This window comes from Trichococcus pasteurii, assembly GCF_900112935.1.
GTDB classification, from domain to species: Bacteria; Bacillota; Bacilli; order Lactobacillales; family Aerococcaceae; genus Trichococcus; species Trichococcus pasteurii.
Window position 1 is genome coordinate 43,000 of record NZ_FONM01000011.1, and the last position, 20,758, is coordinate 63,757.

Annotated in this window: 16 protein-coding genes; 9 read left to right on the forward strand and 7 right to left on the reverse strand. The window is 45.9% G+C overall.

All coding sequences use genetic code 11. The features are described from left to right. Nucleotides 1–59: 59 nt before the first annotated feature. The 7 genes from treC to rpmH form a co-directional block, all read right to left on the reverse strand. Nucleotides 60–1,715, reverse strand: a complete 1,656-nt coding sequence (gene treC, locus BM184_RS10035; protein WP_086942866.1) for an alpha,alpha-phosphotrehalase — start codon at nt 1,713–1,715, stop codon at nt 60–62. A 79-nt stretch (nt 1,716–1,794) separates the two neighbouring features. Next, nucleotides 1,795–3,240: a PTS system trehalose-specific EIIBC component gene (gene treP / locus BM184_RS10040; protein WP_086942865.1), complete on the reverse strand. Its 1,446-nt coding sequence runs from the start codon at nt 3,238–3,240 to the stop codon at nt 1,795–1,797. A 231-nt stretch (nt 3,241–3,471) separates the two neighbouring features. Continuing rightward, nucleotides 3,472–4,479 (reverse strand): oxidoreductase, encoded by a 1,008-nt coding sequence (locus tag BM184_RS10045; RefSeq protein ID WP_086942864.1) that lies wholly within the window; start codon nt 4,477–4,479, stop codon nt 3,472–3,474. A 155-nt stretch (nt 4,480–4,634) separates the two neighbouring features. Then, complete coding sequence (jag, locus tag BM184_RS10050; RefSeq protein WP_086942863.1) at nt 4,635–5,456, reverse strand: RNA-binding cell elongation regulator Jag/EloR; 822 nt, start codon at nt 5,454–5,456, stop codon at nt 4,635–4,637. 35 nt (nt 5,457–5,491) lie between these two features. Beyond that, entirely contained in the window at nt 5,492–6,322 is an 831-nt protein-coding gene (gene yidC / locus BM184_RS10055; protein WP_218151019.1) for a membrane protein insertase YidC, read from the reverse strand. 31 nt (nt 6,323–6,353) lie between these two features. Beyond that, nucleotides 6,354–6,698, reverse strand: a complete 345-nt coding sequence (gene rnpA, locus BM184_RS10060) for a ribonuclease P protein component (protein WP_086942862.1) — start codon at nt 6,696–6,698, stop codon at nt 6,354–6,356. Nucleotides 6,699–6,924: 226 nt separating this feature from the next. After that, nucleotides 6,925–7,059 (reverse strand): 50S ribosomal protein L34, encoded by a 135-nt coding sequence (gene rpmH, locus BM184_RS10065; RefSeq protein WP_072763781.1) that lies wholly within the window; start codon nt 7,057–7,059, stop codon nt 6,925–6,927. Between the two features lie 570 nt (nt 7,060–7,629). Here rpmH and dnaA point away from each other — a divergent pair. The 9 genes from dnaA to rpsR all read left to right on the forward strand — a co-directional run bounded on the left by dnaA (nt 7,630) and on the right by rpsR (nt 18,260). Beyond that, nucleotides 7,630–8,961, forward strand: a complete 1,332-nt coding sequence (gene dnaA / locus BM184_RS10070) for a chromosomal replication initiator protein DnaA (RefSeq protein ID WP_086942861.1) — start codon at nt 7,630–7,632, stop codon at nt 8,959–8,961. 177 nt (nt 8,962–9,138) lie between these two features. After that, entirely contained in the window at nt 9,139–10,290 is a 1,152-nt protein-coding gene (gene dnaN / locus BM184_RS10075) for a DNA polymerase III subunit beta (protein ID WP_086942860.1), read from the forward strand. 363 nt (nt 10,291–10,653) lie between these two features. Next, the gene (yaaA, locus tag BM184_RS10080) at nt 10,654–10,920 is read left to right on the forward strand and encodes a S4 domain-containing protein YaaA (RefSeq protein WP_068562139.1); all 267 of its coding nucleotides are present in this window, start codon (nt 10,654–10,656) and stop codon (nt 10,918–10,920) included. After that, a complete protein-coding gene (recF, locus tag BM184_RS10085) occupies nt 10,917–12,038 on the forward strand; it encodes a DNA replication/repair protein RecF (protein ID WP_086942859.1) in 1,122 nt (373 codons plus the stop codon). Before yaaA ends, recF begins: the two co-directional genes overlap by 4 nt. A gap of 4 nt (nt 12,039–12,042) precedes the next feature. Then, nucleotides 12,043–13,980 carry a DNA topoisomerase (ATP-hydrolyzing) subunit B gene (gene gyrB / locus BM184_RS10090; RefSeq protein ID WP_086942858.1) on the forward strand — a complete coding sequence of 646 codons (1,938 nt, stop codon included), beginning with the start codon at nt 12,043–12,045 and terminating at the stop codon, nt 13,978–13,980. 18 nt (nt 13,981–13,998) lie between these two features. Beyond that, nucleotides 13,999–16,626, forward strand: a complete 2,628-nt coding sequence (gene gyrA / locus BM184_RS10095; protein WP_086942857.1) for a DNA gyrase subunit A — start codon at nt 13,999–14,001, stop codon at nt 16,624–16,626. Nucleotides 16,627–17,090: 464 nt separating this feature from the next. Next, on the forward strand, nt 17,091–17,384 hold the full coding sequence (gene rpsF, locus BM184_RS10105) for a 30S ribosomal protein S6 (protein ID WP_086942855.1): 294 nt from the start codon (nt 17,091–17,093) through the stop codon (nt 17,382–17,384). Nucleotides 17,385–17,422: 38 nt separating this feature from the next. Beyond that, a complete protein-coding gene (gene ssb, locus BM184_RS10110) occupies nt 17,423–17,974 on the forward strand; it encodes a single-stranded DNA-binding protein (RefSeq protein WP_086942854.1) in 552 nt (183 codons plus the stop codon). Between the two features lie 43 nt (nt 17,975–18,017). Continuing rightward, nucleotides 18,018–18,260 carry a 30S ribosomal protein S18 gene (gene rpsR, locus BM184_RS10115; RefSeq protein WP_086942853.1) on the forward strand — a complete coding sequence of 81 codons (243 nt, stop codon included), beginning with the start codon at nt 18,018–18,020 and terminating at the stop codon, nt 18,258–18,260. Nucleotides 18,261–20,758 lie beyond the last annotated feature (2,498 nt).

The following is a 20,758-nucleotide window of genomic DNA, read 5'->3' on the forward strand; positions in this document are numbered from 1 at the left end:
GCACGCTGACCCTTCTTTGGGGCAGCGTGCATTTGTTTCGTCATCACGTGACTAACTGTCTATTTGATTATCCTGAAAGCGATGGTTTCGTACGGCTTCAGCGTGAAGGACGGCGTGAGCTGTCTCTCCCCGTAGTTGCCCGCCAGGAAACTGCTGGCCTTGCTTGCCCATTCCTCCGGTACGCTGATCGTGTACTCCCCGGCATAGAAATGGTTCAGGACCAGCACTTTTTCCTCATCGTTCTCCCGGATGTAGGCAAACACTTCGGGATCATCCAAGAGGATGCCCTCGTAGGAACCGTCCGCAATGACCGGAAGTTCTTTCCGGATACGGATCAACTCCTGATAATAACGGAAAATTTTCCCCTCAGCAAGTTCCTTTTCGACGTTCACTTCCGGATAATTGGCCGCCACCTGCAGCCAAGGCTCGCCGGTCGTAAAGCCTGCGTGCGGACTGCTGTCCCATTGCATCGGCGTCCGGCTGTTGTCCCGGGATTTCTGTTTGATGATGCGCATAGCCTCCAGGTGCGGCAAGCCGGCAAGTTTCAGATCACGGTAGGCATTGTGCGACTCGATATCCCGATAAACGCTGATATCGTCATAATCCGGATTCGTCATGCCGATTTCCTCGCCCTGATAGATGTAGGGCGTGCCCCGCAGCAGATGGATCGTTTGCGCCAGCATGGAGGCTGTTTCGAAAGGATAATGGATCGGATCGCCGAAGCGGCTGTTGGCGCGCGGCTGATCGTGATTGTTCCAGAACAGTGCGTTCCAGCCGTTCCCATCCGACATGCCTGCCTGCCACTCATTCAAAATCCGCTTCAGTTCCAGGAAATCGAACGGATGATCCGTCCATTTTTCTCCGTCTTTGTAATCGACTTTCAGATGGTGGAAACTGAAGATCATCGACAATTCGTTCCTTTCCGGATTCGAGTAAAGGATTCCGTTTTCGACAGTGGTCGAAGACATCTCGCCGACTGTGATGATGTCCTCCAGCGTGCCGAACGATGCCTGATTCAGCTCGTGGATATAATCATGGACAATCGGACGATCCGTGTAAAGGCTCTTCTCGTTGCTTCCTTGACTGTCGACCAGCGCGACATCCTTGCCGATCAGGTTCAACACGTCGAAGCGGAAGCCCTTGATGCCCTTTTCCAACCAGAAATTGACGACTTTCTGCAGTTCCTGGCGCACTTTCGGATTGCGCCAATTCAGATCCGCCTGCGTGACATCAAACAGATGCAGATAGTACTTTCCGGTATCCCCGAAAGGTGCCCATGCCTCTCCGCCGAATTTTGAACTCCAATTCGTCGGCAGGCTGCCGTCTGCTTTCGGATCGCGGATGATGTAATAATCCTGGTACTCTTTGTCCCCGGCCAACGCTTTCCGGAACCACTCATGTGTGGTCGATGTATGATTGAACACCATGTCGAACATAATTTCGATGCCATGCTGCTTCAGCTTGCCGATCAGTTCTTCAAAATCCGCCATCGTGCCGAAAACAGGATCGATGGCATAATAATCAGTGATGTCGTATCCATTGTCCATTTGCGGGGATACGAAGATCGGATTCATCCAAATCATATCGATGCCTAACTCCGCCAAATAGGGCACTTTGCTGATGATCCCTTGGAGATCACCGATACCGTTGCCATCGGAATCCTTGAATGATTTTGGATAAAGCTGATAGATCACTTTTTTTTGAAAGTCTTTCATTGTAAAGCCCCCTGTCTTCTTACTATGACTGAAGGCAAAAAGCTTCAGTCACAGCTTTTTGCCTTCAGTAATTCACTTTTTATTTTTGCGTTTGGATAACCGGTGCGTCCTCGACTTCGCCTTTGGGAACGAAAAGTTGTTTCTTTTCGAACACAATCGTCAACAGGAACGGCACGACGATGGCGATGGCCATACATACGAAGAACATAGCCATCGAATCGGTCTGGATGCTCAGGAACCCGGGAATCCCGCCGACTCCGATACTGTTCGCCATGACGTTGAAGGTCGTAGCCACCAATCCGGCGATTCCGGATCCAATCATGGCTGCAACGAACGGATAGATGTATTTGATGTTGATCCCGAACATGGCCGGCTCGGTTACGCCCAAGTAGCAGGAAATGGCAGCAGGGATGGAAACTTGTTCCTCTTTTTCATTGCCTCTGTGCAGGAAGATGATTGCCAGCACGGCCGAGCCTTGTGCGATATTCGAAAGGGCGATCATCGGCCACAGGTTCGTGCCGCCGAAATCAGCAATCAGCTGCAGGTCGATGGCATTGGACATATGATGAAGCCCTGTGATGACAAGCGGAGAATACAGCGTACCGAAGAACAGACCGAACAACCATCTGAAGTCCCCAGTCAATCCGGCATAGACGACTTCGGAAACCCATTGTCCGATCGTCCAACCGATAGGGCCCAGCACCGTATGCGCGATGATGACAGTAGGAACCAGGGCCAACAATGGGACCACAATCATCGAAATATATTGCGGAACCCATTTACGCAGCCAAATCTCCAGATAGGCCAGCACAAACCCAGCCAACATGGCGGGAATGACTTGTGCTTGATAGCCGATCTTGTTGATCGTGAAAGCACCGAAATCCCAGAACGGAATCTCTGTTGCACCAGCGACACCATAAGCATTCAATAATTGCGGTGATACCAATGTAATCCCGAGAACGATACCCAGAATCTGCGTAGTGCCCATCTTTTTCGTGATGCTCCAAGTAATGCCGACTGGCAAGAAGTGGAAAATCGCCTCACCGATCAGCCAAAGAAAATCATTGACGCCTGTCCAGAACTGCGAATTGGAAACGATCGTGCCGTTGGCGAAATTGATCCCTTCAAGCACATTCCGGAATCCGAGGATAAGACCCCCTACTACGATCGCCGGAATCAGCGGCGTAAAGATTTCAGCCAGCACAGCCATGGCACGCTGCACTACATTTTGGTTCTGCTTGGCCGCCGCTTTTGCCTCGTCTTTCGAAACGCCCTCTTTGCCGGATACCTTCGCGAACTCGTTATAAAATTGTGGCACTTCATTGCCGATGATGACTTGAAATTGTCCTGCTTGGGTGAAGGTACCTTTCACTGCGGGTATGTCTTCGATCTTCTTGACGTTGGCAGCGGTTGGATCCTTCAGGACGAAACGCATCCGGGTGGCACAGTGACTGACTGCAGAAATATTATCGGATCCTCCGATATATTCCAGTAAGTCTTTTGCATCTTTGTTGAAATCTACCATTCTTTCTCCTCCTCAACTTGTATAGACATGTTACTTACGTCATTATTTTACCGCGAATAACTTTGCATTGCAAACGTTTTCCTTCTGCGAAACCTTCGCTTGTATAGACAAGTTACGCGTTTTCGCTATTTTATGAAGCGTTATCAAGCTGGACAACACCACTAAAAAAAACGGCAAACAGAATCGGATGAGCCTGATTCCTTGCCGTTTTTCTTGATTATGCCAAGCCGATCATATCCCGTTTTTCACTTTCACCAACGTACGCCCATGCATCTTTCCGTCCATGATCTTACCGAAAGCCGCCGGCAAATCCTCCAGCGTAATTTCTTGTTCGACCAGCAACTCCAGATTTTCAGGCTTCAGATCGCTTGCCATGCGCTCCCAAAGTTTGATGCGTTCAGCGTATGGATGGCTCACCGAATCGATTCCCACAAGTTTGACGCCTCTCAGGATGAATGGCAAAACGGTCGCTTCGAATGCGATTCCGCCGGCATTACCGCTCAAAGCCAGACAGCCGCCGTAATGCAGCTGCGCCAACAATTCCGGCAGCATCGGACCGCCGACCGGATCAACGATTGCGGCCCAACGCTGCTGAGCCAATGGCCGCTTCTTCTCCAGTGCCACTTCATCAGGATGGAGAACCGCTTCAGCACCCAGTTGCTTCAGATAATCCGTGCAGTCCGCTTTTTTCCGGGACACAGCTTCGACCGTATACCCTAGGCGCTTCAGCATAGCGATTGCCATGCCTCCGACACCGCCGGAAGCGCCAGTCACCAAAACAGCACCCGTTTGCGGCCGGATGCCTTGTTGCTCCAAAGCATCCACTGATTCCGCCGCTGTGTAACCGGCCGTTCCGATGATCATCGCTTCCTTCAGGCTTAACCATTCCGGCAAGGGCACGACCCAGGCTGCAGGGACACGGGCATATTGGCTGAATCCGCCGAAATGACTCACCCCTAGACCATAGCCAGTCACGACCACCTTATCCCCTGCCCGGAAATCCGGATCGAGCGATTCCACAACCACGCCGCTCAGATCAATCCCCAAAATCATCGGGTAATTGCGGATGACCCCGCTTTTCGGATTGGTTCCGGCCAGCCCGTCTTTGTAGTTGACGCTCGAATAGTGCACTTCGATCAGAACCTCTCCATCCGGCAAGTCCTCTTTCTTGAACGTTCTGACCATCGTCTCCACTTTCGCACCTGCATTTTCCGCCCATAAAGCCTTAAACTCTTCCATACTATCCCTCGTTTCCGCTTGTATTATCTTCAGTTTAGTCCATCTTTGCAGAATTTGCGACCTCTTCCGAGTGCCACGCAGCAAGAAAATAGCCAAATAAAAAAACCTTCACCGGGAATCAAGCTGATCCCTGGTGAAGGTTTTTCGATGTACGCTTAATCCGCTATCTCAACGACCAAATAACGATGCGGCTCTTTGCCCTCGGAATGGGTTTTGATGCGTTTGTTCTGGCTCAAACGCGCATGGATTTGTTTTCTTTCAAAAGCAGGCAGCGGTTCAAGGAATACGGGCTGTTTCGTTTTGATGACGCGTTCCGCAGTACGGTCGGCGATGCTTTCCAAAACGGCAGCTCTGCGCTCACGGTAGTCGCCGACATTCACGATTACGGACAGGCGGCGACGCACATAACGTTGCACCAGCGCTTGCGCCAAAATCTGCAAAGCATTGACGATTTTGCCGTATTTGCCGATCAATAACCCCGCCTTTTCACTTTCCATCTGGAAAATCAGCATATTGTTCTTCTCTTCAACCGTTACGATTGCGGGAGCCCCATAAGCTTCAGCTACAGAAGTAAGATAAGCAGTCACCGCGGCAATCGCTTCATCGCGGCCGGATTCTTCATCATAATCTTCCGGGAAATGTTCCGCGTCCTCATCCGAATAAATCACTCGATCGATTTCAGGTTGATCAGCCAATATCTTTTCCGCAGTTTCCGGATAATCCTCTTCAAGATCTTCTACGATATCTTCGACTGTTTCCTCGATTTCGGCTAATTGGATATCGCTGGGTTCGTCAAAGTCCCTGATTTCTTTGCGCGTGATTTCCACGACTGCTTCTTTTTGGCCGAATCCAAAAATCCCTTTTTTACCTTCAGAGATTACGACGATATTGGCTTCATGGCTATCGACGCCCAACAAATCCAGACCTTTTCGGATCGCTTTATCAACGGTCGTATCTTTCGCAATTACTTTATCCATAATAGAATGTCATCCTTTCCTACTTCAAAGTCTAACTAGTTTTTCTTTTTCTTTTTAGGATTTTGGGCTTTCTTCAATGCTTTTTCGCGTGCTTTTGCTTGTGCTTCCGCTTGTTCGCGCTCGCGGATAGCCTTGTACGGGTTGTTCAGCAACAGCGTCTGGCCGACTGAGAAGGCATTACTTGCTACCCAGTACAATGACAAGGCACTCGGGAAATTGATACCCATCATCAAAATCATGATCGGCATCGTGTACGTCATCGATTTTGTCGCGGGATTCGCTTCCGTCTGTGACATCATCGTCAGCTTGCTGGTGGCATACGTCAGGATTGCGGCCACTACAGGCAAAATGAAGAATGGATCGCGTTCTCCCAAGTTCATCCAAAGGAAGCTGCCGCTCTCCAAAATTTCAGTTCGGCTGATCGCTTGGTACAATGCCATCAGTACAGGCATTTGAACCAAGACAGGCAAACAGCCCATGTAAGGATTCACGTCGTTATCCGCATACAGCTTGGAAACTTCTTTTTGCAGGATTTCCTGCGTTTCCCGATCTTTAGAGGCATATTTTGCCTGCAACGCTTTTATCTGTGGTTGAACAGCCGACATTTTTTTCGTGCTCTTCGTCTGGAAATGATTAAGCGGCAACAGGATAACCCTGATGATGATCGTGAAGGCAATGATTCCTAGACCATAATTACTGAAAAACAAATCGGACAACCACACAATCATGTTGGAGAAATTTAAAACAACATAACGATCCCAAAAACCGGTACTTTCTGAGGTGATGGGTTCCGTTCCACATGCTGATAGGACCATCATAACAGCAAATAAGCTGAGTGTAAAAAGTAATCGCTTACGCTTTGACAAGAGAACTCCTCCTTAATAGGAATAACATAGTTTATTTGTTTTTTAAAAGGTTGGAAAGCTTAAGCACATGGGTCAGACTTTTCTTGACTTCCGCAGCCGACATTTCAGCAACCGGTTTGCGCGCGATAACGATGAAGTCAATATCCTGAACCAAATCTGCCTTCAATTCCGTGAGTGCCTGGCGGATTTTTCTTTTGACGGCGTTCCGCACCACGGCGTTGCCGATTTTTTTGCCGACGGACAAACCGACCCGAAAATGCGGTTGCCCCTTTTTATCGAGCACATAGATCACGAATTGGCGGTTCGCTTTGGACACACCATTATGAAATACTTTCTGAAATTCTTTTTCCTTCTTAACACGAAAAGATTTCCTCATGTTTCTTCCCTCAAATCTGCAATCATAGCATACAAAAAAAATCTCTCCCAAATGGAGAAAAACAGAAAAATTTCTCTCTCCGTTATCATCACAAATGTGAACCCACTGCCGAGGCTTTGCAGCTTTCGGTTCTGTCGGACACATTTGTCATACTCTCCATTTAAGAAAGACATTTTTGCATTTTTCGAAATACTTAAAAAAAAAGACCACTGAAACGGTCAGTGATCTATGCAGATATAACTTTTCTGCCTTTAGCGCGTCTTCTTGCTAATACTCTACGGCCGTTTTTTGTGCTCATACGTTTACGGAAACCATGAACGGATTGACGGTGACGTTTTTTAGGTTGGTATGTTCTTTTCATTGATCTTTACACCTCCTGATAAACTATCTTTCAAATAGGTTATATTTCACTGTTTAGACAGTCCAATACATTATAAAGAGACAGAATGTGACCTGTCAAGTAAAATTGGTTCATTTTTATTGAACTCACTGAGATATAATAGCACAAAAAATTGAAAGATAAAACACCTTTCTTGAAAAAAATTTGATTTTCACCGAAATAAAATTATCCACAACCTTTTTTTTAATACACAATGCCCCGGGATAACTCCTGCATCCCCCTTGATTGCTCACACCTTCGATCCGATTTGTCCACATTCTTACAGCGTGTGTATTTCTGCTGGAACACCATCCCGTAAATCTGTGGAAAAGTGTATCAAAAGCCGTAACAATCAACGTTTCTGAAATCTCCAATTCCACAATAACCCGTGGATAACAACTCCATCCACAAATCTTTTCCACACCATTTTTCAGCCTGTGGAAAACTATTTATGCACCGGTTAATTGTTTTATTCACAGATGAAAAGAGTTGTGGAAAACTTTTTGATATAATGCTAAAATAAAAAGGACTCACTAAAAGGAGGTGTCCCATTTGGATGACATCTATTCATTATGGCGTTATCTGCAAGAAAAATTTCAAGAATCCCTGTCCAAAGTCAGCTACGATACTTGGATAGACAGCGCAGTCCCGGTCCGGCTGACTGATACGAATATCATCATCGAAGTTCCTTCTTCTTTACATAAAGATTATTGGCAAAATAACTTGATGAGCAGAATTGTCGAAGGCATCTACGAATTCAGCGGCAAAGAACTGACTCCCATTTTTATGATCAAGAATGAGGAAATGCCTGATATTGCAAAACCGACCATAAAACGCACCAACAACAATCGTCTCTTTAAGGATGCCCAATTGAACAGCAAGTATACCTTTGACACCTTTGTTATAGGAAAAGGAAACCAGATGGCTCATGCGGCTGCCCTCGTCGTGGCAGAGGAACCCGGTACAATCTACAACCCACTCTTCTTCTATGGAGGCGTCGGATTGGGAAAAACCCATTTGATGCACGCCATCGGCCATCAAATGCTGCAACTGCGTCCAACCGCCAAGGTAAAATATGTCAGCAGCGAAACATTCGCCAATGATTTCATCAATTCCATCCAGAATCGGACGCAAGAACAATTCCGCAATGAATACCGCAGCGTCGACTTGTTGATGGTCGATGATATTCAATTTTTTGCCGACAAAGAAGGAACACAGGAAGAATTCTTCCATACTTTCAATGCGCTTTACGATGAACGCAAGCAGATTGTGCTGACGAGCGACCGTTTGCCGAATGAAATCCCTAAACTGCAGGAACGGCTCGTCTCCCGTTTTGCTTGGGGCTTATCGGTTGATATCACGCCGCCGGATCTGGAGACACGCATCGCCATTCTGCGCAAAAAAGCCAACAGCGAGCGCCTGGAAATTCCTGATGACACCCTCAGCTACATCGCTGGACAGATAGATTCCAACATCAGGGAACTGGAAGGCGCGCTCGTGCGGGTTCAAGCCTATTCAGCGATACAAGGGACCGACATCACCACCAGTCTGGCAGCGGACGCTCTGAAGAGCATCATGCCTTCCGAAAAACCAAAAGCATTATCCATCTATGCCATCCAGCAAGCGGTAGGGAAATATTACCATGTGACCGTCGAGGAATTGAAAGGCAAGAAGCGCACCAAAGGGATCGTGGTGCCAAGACAAATCGCCATGTATCTTTCCCGAGTGATGACGGACAATTCCTTGCCGAAAATCGGTTCCGAATTCGGAGGCAAAGATCACACAACCGTCATTCACGCCCATGACAAGATTGCCCTTTCCGTAAAAAAAGACCCTGTTCTGCAACGCGAAATCGAGACGATCCAAAACAGTCTGAAAAAATGATCCTCTCGCGCATTGTGGATAAGCCAATAAATAAGACGCCATTTACGAACATGTTATCCACAGGTGGAAAACGATTGGTTTTATCGGCTTCTTTCACTTATCCACAGTATGAACAGGCCCTACTACTATTACTAATATTATTTAATTTATATTAATTACCATCGGAGGTCCCTTATTATGAAATTTTCCATTAATCGTCAGGTTTTGATCAAACACTTATCTGACGTACAAAGAGCTATTTCCAGCAGAACGACAATCCCTATTTTGACAGGGGTAAAAATCAGTGCTGATGAAAATGGAATCGTATTGAGCGGAAGCGACTCGGATATTTCCATCGAAACGCTGATCCCTGTGTCGGAAGAAAATAATCAAATCGAAATCCACACACAAGGCGGCATTGTCCTGCCTGCTCGTTTCTTCAGTGAGATCGTAAAAAAATTAGCTGATGAAAAAATCACGATTGAAGTCAAAGATCACTTCCAGACAAACATCACTTCTGCAAAAGCTTCTTTCACCATCAACGGAATTGATGTAAACAACTATCCGAATTTCCCGGTCATCGATTCGAATGAAGTCATCACCTTGCCGACCGCTTTATTCAAACAAGTGATCCAGCATACCGTTATCGCAACGTCGACACAGGAAAGCCGTCCGATCTTGACTGGGGTGAACATGACCATCAAAGATGGGAAATTGACGGCTGTCGCTACGGACAGCCATCGTTTAAGCCAGCGCATCATCTCGATTGCCGCTCCGGAATCACAGCTGGAAAAAACCTACAATGTCATCATTCCCGGAAAAAGCTTGGTGGAACTCTCGCGGATCGTTGAGAACCAACCAACCATCGAAATGATGATCACGGAGAACCAAGTCCTTTTCAAAGCCGAAAATGTTTATTTCTACTCGCGCTTGCTGGAAGGCTACTATCCGGATACAAACCGGTTGATTCCGGCTAGCTCCAGCACACAGATCGTCCTGAATGCCTACGACTTGCTGCAGGCTACCGACCGTGCCTCCCTGCTTTCGCATGAAGGAAAAAATAACGTCGTCAAATTGTCCATCGACTCAAACAAAGTTGAGTTATCAGGAAACTCACCTGAAGTCGGCAATGTGGAAGAATCCTTAGCCTATCAGTCCGCCAGTGGCGATCCGCTGGTCATATCCTTCAATCCTGATTACATGAAGGATGCGCTGCGCACATTCGGCCAACAGGATGTCCAAGTCAATTTCACTTCGGCTGTACGGCCATTCACAGTCGTGCCGGCAGATCGTGAAGACGATAACGATAATTCGTTCATCCAATTGATTACGCCTGTAAGGACTTATTGATCCGAGAGATAAAATCCAAAAAGCAAGGAAACGATCCGCTCGTTTCCTTGCTTTTTGCTTATCTGAAAATGAAAACTTTTGGGCCTGCCGTTTTTCCTATAGGAAGAAAGTCTGCATCCACTCCATTTTTTCGTCCAAAGATAAAATGAGCGAAAAACGCGAATTTTTAATTTATAAGCCTATAGACGCTTTCGTTGGGATATAGCCAATTTGTATTGTTTTCGAAAAAAATTGAAATAAGGGCCTTTTTTTTCGCGAAAATTTGAAATTGATCAAAAAAAATAGTATAATAAACATATTAATGAGCGTTGTTGCGTGGATTTTGTTTTCCACGCTTATTTTATTGGAAAATAGGTGAATTTCTTGAAAAATATTGTGAATATTGATGCAGAGTTCATTACTCTTGGTCAACTCCTGAAACATGTCAATCTGATTTCCAGCGGAGGGATGGCCAAATGGTTCCTTTCCGAATATGTGGTGTACGTAGATAACGAAAAAGAAGACCGCAGAGGCCGCAAATTATTTCCCGGTACGATGATCGACATCCCTGGTGAAGGAACTTTCTTCATCCAGTCAACAAAATCGGATAAAGAAGAGGCTGAGCAAGACAACAGTGAGTCCGAAGCATGATCCTGAAGGAAGTGACGCTGCAGAATTTTCGGAATTATCCGTCTCTTTCCGTGTCCTTTTCTGATGGCATCAATGTATTTTTGGGTGAGAATGCGCAAGGCAAAACCAATCTCATGGAAGCAATCTATGCATTGGCTTTGGCAAGGAGTCCGCGCACGTCAAACGAAAAAGAAATGATTCGTTGGCAAGAAGATTCCGCCAAGATAACCGGCAAAGTCCAAAAAAGGGTTTCTGCTTTCCCTTTGGAAATCATTTTTTCAAAAAAAGGGAAGATTGCGAAGGTCAATCACCTGGAACAAAAAAAGCTCAGCCAATACATCGGCCAACTGAATGTCGTGCTGTTCGCTCCGGAAGACCTGAATTTAGTGAAAGGCGCACCCGCCAACCGGAGAAAATTCCTGGATATGGAGTTGGGCCAGATGAATCCGGTCTATCTGCATGATCTTGTGCAATATCAGCGGATACTGAAGCAACGGAATCTCTATCTGAAGCAGTTGGTGACCGGTAAAGCCAAGGATGAAGTCTATTTGGATGTGTTGACTGAACAATTGGCTATTTTGGGCGCTGATCTGTTGGTTTACCGTCTGCAGTTCATCAAAAAATTGGAAGCCTGGGCCAAACCGCTGCACAGAGAGATTTCTTTGGAGCGGGAAGAACTGACGATCGCCTACAAGTCCAACATCGAGTTGTCTGATGAGATGGATAAGGACGCACTTTTTTTGAAACTGATGGAAGCTTTCCGCCAAGGGAAAAGCCGGGAAAGAGATCAGGCGGTCACCCTTTTCGGTCCGCACCGCGATGATCTGATTTTTCAGGTGAACGGACGCAATGTCCAAAACTACGGCTCTCAAGGGCAGCAAAGAACGACTGTCCTCAGTCTTAAATTGGCGGAGATCGAATGCATGAATGAGGTCCTGGGAGAGTATCCGATCCTATTGCTGGATGATGTCCTGTCAGAATTGGATGATGAACGCCAGACCCATCTGCTGAAAGCGATCGAGAAGAAGGTCCAGACCTTTTTGACGACAACCAGTTTGGATGGCATAAAAAAGAATAAGATAGACGAACCGACTATCTACCATATAAAAAACGGTGAAGTAGAAATGGAAGGTGTGTAACAGAATGGTAGAAAACGAAAAGAACAAAGCTGAACGAGCAAAGGAATATGATGCCAGTCAGATCCAGGTTCTGGAAGGACTGGAAGCAGTCCGCAAACGTCCCGGGATGTACATTGGCTCTACCAGTGGCGCGGGTCTGCACCATTTGGTCTGGGAAATCGTGGATAATTCCATCGATGAAGCGCTGGCCGGTTTTGCGACAAAGATAGAGATTGCGATCGAAGAGAACAACAGTATCACTGTAACCGATAACGGACGCGGCATTCCGGTCGATATCCAAGCCAATACCGGTCGTCCCGCTGTAGAAACGGTCTTCACTGTTCTTCACGCAGGCGGTAAATTTGGCGGCGGAGGCTATAAAGTATCCGGCGGTCTGCACGGTGTGGGAGCTTCCGTCGTAAACGCCCTATCTTCTAAGCTCTCCGTCAGTGTGCATAAAGACAACAAAATTTATACGCAGACATTCGAGCGTGGGGACATCACTTCTGAATTGACGGTGACCGGTGATACGGACAAGCATGGAACGACCGTGAATTTCCTTCCGGATCCGGAAATCTTCAGGGAAACAACCGTTTTTGATTTTGAAAAATTGGCTGTGCGTGTGAGGGAATTGGCCTTTTTGAATAAAGGTCTGAACATCTCCATAGTCGACAATCGTCCGGAAGAACCTTTAAAACAAGAATATCATTACGAAGGCGGCATCAAGAGCTATGTCGAATTCCTGAACCGCAACAAAAAAGTCCTTTTCGAAGACCCGATCTATATCGAAGGCGAACAGGATGACATCCAAGTAGAAGTTGCGATGCAATATACGGATGGCTATCATACAAACTTTCTGAGTTTCGCCAATAATATCCATACCTATGAAGGCGGAACCCACGAATCCGGTGCAAAGACCGCTTTGACCCGTGTCATCAATGACTATGCAAAACGCAATAAGATCATCAAGGAAAATGAAGAGAACCTGACCGGGGAAGATGTGCGTGAAGGCCTTACCCTTGTCCTCTCCATCAAACATCCTGATCCGCAGTTCGAAGGACAAACCAAGACAAAATTGGGTAATTCAGAAGCGCGTACCATCACCGACCGACTCTTTTCGACTTACTTCGACAAATTCCTGATGGAAAACCCGCAAGTAGCCCGTCAGATTGTCGAAAAAGGGATGCTGGCTGCGCGTGCGCGTTTGGCCGCCAAAAGAGCCCGTGAAGTGACCCGCAAGAAGAGCGGATTGGAAATCAGCAATCTGCCCGGCAAATTGGCCGATTGCTCCAGCAAAAATCCAGTGGAGTCAGAACTGTTCATCGTCGAAGGGGATTCAGCCGGAGGTTCGGCAAAACAAGGCCGCTCCCGTTTCTTCCAGGCAATCCTGCCGATCCGCGGTAAGATTCTGAACGTAGAAAAAGCTTCAATCGACAAGATCCTTGCCAACGAAGAGATCCGTTCGCTGTTTACGGCGATGGGTACCGGATTCGGCGGAGACTTCGATGTTGCCAAAGCCCGTTATCACAAATTGGTCATCATGACCGATGCCGATGTCGATGGCGCGCATATCCGTACGTTGCTGTTGACTCTTTTCTATCGCTACATGCGTCCTTTAGTCGAAGCCGGATATGTGTATATCGCACAACCGCCTTTGTATCAAGTGAAGCAAGGCAAAAAAGAGAAGTATCTCGATTCCGATCAAGAGCTGGAAGAGTATTTGGCATCCATCCCTGAATCGCCAAAACCAAGCATCCAGCGCTATAAAGGGCTAGGAGAAATGGATGCGGAACAATTATGGGATACGACCATGAACCCTGAAAACCGTCACTTCCTGCAGGTGACCGTCGATGATGCCGTCAAAGCCGACGAAACATTGAACATGCTGATGGGGGATCATGTAGAACCAAGAAGGAACTTCATCGAAGAAAATGCGGTCTACGTGAAGAACTTGGATATCTAAAAGGGGGTTGGAAATTAAATGTCTGATGAAATTGAAAAAATAAATGATCAAGCCATGGAACAAAGGGAACTGAGCCATGAAATGGAAACTTCATTCCTGGAATATGCCATGAGCGTTATCGTAGCCAGGGCTTTGCCTGACGTCCGCGACGGGCTCAAGCCGGTTCATCGCCGTATCCTTTACGGCATGAGCGAATTGGGCGTTACGCCCGATAAAGCGCACAAAAAATCCGCACGTATCGTCGGGGATGTAATGGGTAAGTACCATCCCCACGGTGACAGTGCCATCTATGAATCCATGGTGCGTATGTCCCAGGATTTCAGTTACCGTTATCCGTTGGTCGATGGGCACGGAAACTTCGGTTCCATCGATGGAGACAGTGCCGCAGCGATGCGTTATACCGAAGCGCGGATGTCAAAAATCGCTTTGGAAATGCTGCGTGACCTCAACAAGGATACAGTCGATTACCACGATAACTATGACGGTTCCGAAAGTGAGCCCGATGTGTTGCCGGCCCGCTTCCCTAACCTGCTGGTGAATGGGGCCTCCGGTATCGCTGTTGGGATGGCTACAAATATCCCGCCGCATAATCTGACGGAAATCATTTCCGCCCTGCATATCCTGATGAATGATCCGGATGCTACGACTGCCGAATTGATGGAGGCTGTTCCTGGCCCTGATTTCCCTACTGGCGGTATCGTCATGGGCAAATCAGGCATCAGAAAAGCTTATGAAACGGGCAAAGGATCCATCATTGTCCGCGGACGTGTAGAGGTCGAAATCCTGAAAAACGGCAAAGAACGCATCATCATTTCTGAATTGCCTTACATGGTCAACAAAGCGAAATTGGTCGAACGGATTGCTGAACTGGCCCGCGATAAACGGATTGAAGGCATAACCGACTTGGCTGATGAGTCCGACCGCGATGGTATGCGTGTCGTCATCGATGTCCGCAAAGATGTCAGCGCCAGCGTCATTCTGAATAATCTGTACAAATTGACGCCGCTCCAATCATCTTTCGGCTTCAATATGTTGGCGATCGTAAAAGGCATCCCTAAAGTACTGGGACTCAAGCAGATTTTGGTTCATTACCTGGAACACCAAGAAGAAGTCATCCGCAGAAGAGCTGCATTCGACAAACGAAAAGCGGAAGCCCGGGCGCATATCTTGGCCGGATTGCGGATCGCTTTGGATCACATCGATGAGATCGTAGCGATTCTGCGCGGTTCAACCAATGGCGATGTGGCCAAACAAATCTTCATTGAAAAATACGGTCTTTCCGACAAACAAGCGCAAGCCATTTTGGATATGCGTTTGGTGCGTCTGACCGGTTTGGAAAGAGAAAAAGTTGAAGCGGAATATGATGCGCTGATGGCCTTGATCGCTGATTTGGCTGATATTTTAGCGAATGAGCAACGTGTTTTCGACATCATCTATGCAGAATTACTTGAAATCCAAGAAAAATTCGGCGACAAACGCCGCACGGAACTGTTGGTCGGAGAAGTATTATCGCTTGAGGATGAAGACTTGATCGAAGAGGAAGACATCGTCCTGACTTTGACCCATAACGGCTACATCAAACGTTTGCCGAACAGCGAATTCAGAGCCCAAAAACGCGGCGGACGCGGTGTCCAAGGCATGGGCATCCATGACGATGATTTCATCGAAACGCTGATTTCGGCATCGACGCATGATGTGTTGCTGTACTTCTCGAACCAAGGGAAAGTATACAAAACAAAAGGCTATGAAGTGCCTGAATACGGCCGCCAGGCAAAAGGTTTGCCGATCATCAACTTGCTGAACTTGGATGCCAACGAAAAAATCCAAGCCATCATCAACGTCAAAGGCGGCCCGCAAGACGGGGATTACTTGTTCTTCACGACGCGGATGGGTACCGTCAAACGGACATCCGCTACGGAATTCCAGAATATCCGCCAAAGCGGTCTGCGCGCAATCAACCTGAAGGATGAGGATGAGCTGATTAAAGTATCCTTGACTGACGGCAACCAGAACATCATAATCGGAACGCACTTCGGCTATTCCGTAAGCTTTGATGAAAAGGATGTCCGCGATATGGGCAGGACCGCCACCGGTGTCCGCGGTGTGAAACTGAGAGAAAATGACTATGTTGTCGGCATGGATGTGCTGAAACACGAGTCGGAAGTTCTGATCATCACGGAAAATGGTTACGGCAAACGTACGGCAGCCGATGAATATGCCATCAAAGGACGCGGCGGCAAAGGGGTCAAAACAGCCAACATCACTGAGAAAAACGGTAAATTGGTAGGCTTGACGACTGTCTCCGGCGAAGAAGACATCATGATCATCACAGATAAAGGCGTCATGATCCGTTTCCATGCCGACGCCATTTCCCAAACAGGCCGTGCCACTTTGGGTGTGCGCTTGATCAAGCTGGATGATGACTCTATTGTATCGACGATGGCAAAAGTCGAACGCGAAGAGGATGAAGAAGTTGTGGCACCTCTGAATGAAGAAGTGGGTTCAGAGGGCGAAAACAGCGGCTCAGAAGCATCTGATGCAATTGAACAGGCAAATACACCAGACACAACTGAACCATCAGAAATGGCCGATAAATTGAGCGATTTCGCAGATGAACTGTTGGATGAGGAAGATTCGGAAGAATAAAGCATCAAAAGAGAAACCGATAAAGAACGGGGCCGTCTCAATGTGAGATAGCCCCGTTTTTAGTATACTTTGGGTTTCGTCTCGATCCTGCCGTCACGCCGGAGTTGCAGGATCAAGACGCTGCTCCGGTGTGGCGGCTGTTCATCGGAGGACAGAGACCATTGTTGGTCAAACCTCCGATTAAGCTGATTTCATCGGAGGAAAGCAATAAAATGTTTGCCCAACTTCGGCGAAGCCTTCGTTCGCCGGAGAAGGAGGAAAAATTCACAGACCTGATTGCGGACTGCCCAGCGGAGGCTGGGTTCATCTGTCTGAGTTACCCCCAGTTCCAAAGTCATTGCAAAAAAAAGCTTGCCATAAAAAATGGAATATGGTACAATCTTTAGATGTGAGTAATCCTGAAAAGGTACTCTCCTTGCTCTTACAAAAGTAAGGGCCAAAGTCCACAAGGAGGTGACAGTCAAATGAGCAATTACGAAATCAACTACATTATCCGTCCTAACATCGAAGAAGAAGCTAAAGCAGAATTAATCGCACGTTTCGATTCTATTTTAACAGATAATGGCGCTGAAGTTATTGAATCAAAAGACTGGGCGAAACGCCGTTTAGCTTATGAAATCAAAGATTTTCGTGAAGGTATCTACCATATCGTGAAAATTTCTGCTTCAGATGCTAAAGCAATCGACGAATTCGACCGTCTAGCAAAGATCAATAGCGATATCATTCGCCACATCGTTGTTAAAGAAGAAACTAAGTAAAGTGTTCCACGTGAAACATTTTGAAAGGAGTAAGATGAATGATTAATAATGTTGTCTTAGTCGGCAGACTTACAAAAGATGTTGATTTACGCTATACATCCAGCGGCACAGCAGTCGGAACTTTCGCTCTTGCAGTAAACAGACAGTTTACTAACCAAGCAGGAGAAAGGGAAGCTGACTTCATCAATTGTGTCATTTGGAGAAAATCTGCAGAGAATTTCGCGAATTTCACTCGTAAAGGCTCTTTAGTCGGTATCACTGGCAGAATCCAAACAAGAAATTATGATAATCAACAAGGACAGCGCGTATACGTGACTGAAGTCGTTGCAGATAATTTCACATTGTTGGAGTCGAGAACAACTACTGAACAAAGACCAAGAGAGACTGGCGCAGGTTCTTCAAATCAATCAGCTCCGAGTGCAAACTTCGGATCAAGCAAATCTTTTGAATCTAGCCAAAACCAAGGACAGTATAATAATCAATACTCTTCTCCGAAACAAAACGGTTTTTCTGATTTTAACTCAACTGCTGATCCGTTTTCATCAAACGGTGAATCAATTGACATTTCAGACGATGATTTGCCATTCTAGTCTTTAGGACAGAATGGTTAGTTTAGGAAAAGGAGGAATTGACATGGCATTTCAACGTAACAGCAGAGGCGGACGCAAACGTAAGAAAGTTTGTTACTTCTGTGCTAACCACATTGATCATGTAGATTACAAAGAGACTGATTTATTGAAACGTTATATATCTGAAAAAGGTAAAATTTTACCTCGTCGTGTAACAGGTACATGCGCTAAACATCAAAGAACTTTGACTGTATCTATCAAACGTGCTCGTATCATGGCTCTTATGCCATTTACATTAGCAGAATAATATTAAGGGAGTCGCTTCCAGGAGCGCTCCTTTTTTTGTACCCAAGAACTGTAACTGGACACAGGTTGCAGCTGATATAGCCAATAACCCCCTCTTCGCCCGTCCAGGAACAACTTTACTTTTTTCCGCGCCCTATCCGATTCTGTTGACCGATCGGCTTGTCAGTTGAGGCAAACTGCTGGCTGCACTTTTTCAAATCCTGCATCGTTCTGAGTCTCTTCTCTCCTGTTTCCTTTTGGCATCATCGCAGCGGTTGATGCTTAACAATTTTTGTCCATCAGCCAGAGCTGATCGATCCCCTAACCCTAGCCATTATCCCATCAGAGGGATTCAGAAATGTTTTTCGGATAATTAAAAGTACAGTGACGGGCTGTTCCCCATCAACTTATAAGAGAAGGCTCTATAATGCTCTGATTGGCTCTAAATTCGCAGCAGAAACCGAAGTATACTTGGCCGAAGGTAAATAACTTAAGATAACGATGGAAAATGCTGTCAGGAGCTCAAATACTGCCAAACTGAATAAAGAAAAACCGAAAGCGATACAATGTTCCACGTGGAACATTGTATCGCTTTCGGTTTTTAGGATGGCTTTCTAATCGAGTGCCGCCCTTTTCAATTGAAAGTGGGATCTCAAAAAAACATCACCTCCGGATCTGCGCAATTGCTCGGCGTATACTTTCATCAAAAAAAATTCTGGGAGCAGGAAGAATGACTTTATCGGGAGAATACCAACAGTGCCAAAATAAGAAAATAGTAAGAATTGCTCTTCTGTTGGTGCCCTACTGCTCCCCATAGTTAATCCTGAACAGCAAACAAGTGGCAAGGAGTAAGCACACTATACTTGCAAGCAGCGACGGAACACACTTCCCCTCTTCATCTAAACCAAGGCTAAGCAGATAGTGAGCAGTACGCCACAAAATCAGAATTTTTCAATAAAATTTTTGCAGAGAACCTGAGCGATCAGCATCAGAAGCTATCAACCCGTCTATGCGTAAAAAAGTAGCCGATTTTGAATTCAAAACTATAGAGACTATTGGTAGAGGAAAATGACGCATCTGCCTGATAAAAAGGTGCACACGCGAGCATATCCTGAAGAAAAAAAATGGATCGGCAGCACTCGAAATAATTCAGCTTCACAGTCGAAAGCAGCCATTCATTTTTTTATTCCGCTTTGAAATTCCTAAGTTGCAGCTGATCTCAAAAGATGGAAGGTCCTACAATTCCTCAGGAAATATGAAAGCTTTGATTCACTGAAAATAATCGAACCTGCTCGGAACGAGGAAAGGTTTCCTAACAATCAGGTTAATAGTACTATTCAACAGCTGAGAGGCAGCCTCTTCACCCTTCTGTAGCCCATATGATGATCGGGTTTAATTGCGATAAATCAAAATTACAGCTCGTGCGGGAAGAGCAAGTGGGTCTCTTTTGCATACTATATCAATGAGACAGTGTCGTAAACGCAGTGTATTTTGTTATTGTTGCTGAAGTTATCCACACAAAGTCATGATTATGATTTTGGGTTATTTTACATGTTAAAAACAGGATGTGGAAAACTAGTTCCTGAACGTTATCCACAGAAGTGGTCCATCAAGAAGAACTGGATTTTGTTATACTACCGTAAACGAGCAGAGATGATTAAATGGTGGGTATAGGGGTACTTTTTCAAAATTAAGGCTATTTTCATTAAAATAACAGTAAATTCGTCCAAAATAAGGGGAATTGTTTCATACATGCGTTAGTCAAACAAATGTTCACGCAGATAAGGAAGAAACTGTGCAACCAGATCGATTTATGCACACGTTATCCACAGGCGCTCGAAGGCGCCAAAGGTGGAACAAATAGTATCAGGATCATAAGTTATCAACAAAACAAATTTACGGCAGAAATACGATGACAGCAAGGATAAAACGAATTATTCAATCTAGATGTCCACAAGCTATGAGCAATTAATGTGCATAACTAAAAAGGTTGGGGATGGTTTTGTTTATCCACAGGACCAGGAGCAGCTTTAGGAACGCAAACCTGAAAAAGGTGGAAAGTATGAAAATTAATTTTCAAGCAAGAGAATTGATTCTGAAAGATTGCATGAAAAAATAGGAGAACATCGTATAGCTAGATTATTCAAATTAGTAGTGAAATAATAATAAAGCAGCAGAAAAATCGTTTTTCGTAAAAAAGTTGTCAGAATAGCAGGTAGATAGAAAAGCAAATAGATGCTGGGGAAAGATTAACTGAAGGAATCAAACCGAAAAAAAGACATTGTCGAAAAAGTTCCACGTGGAACATCAGTTGAGGGAGGAAAATGATACAGGGTTGAAGGAGATTTTGAAGATGGAGCAATAAATGTTCCACGTGGAACTTTTGAGGGATAGTAGCGGAAACTGCAGTTGACCAGTGACTATAATAATAATTACCTTTGATTCGAAAATGGTTACTATTTTGAGAAATAAATTTCACGTCATCCAAATCAGTTTGTGGGCAACTACTCGTCCAAACTG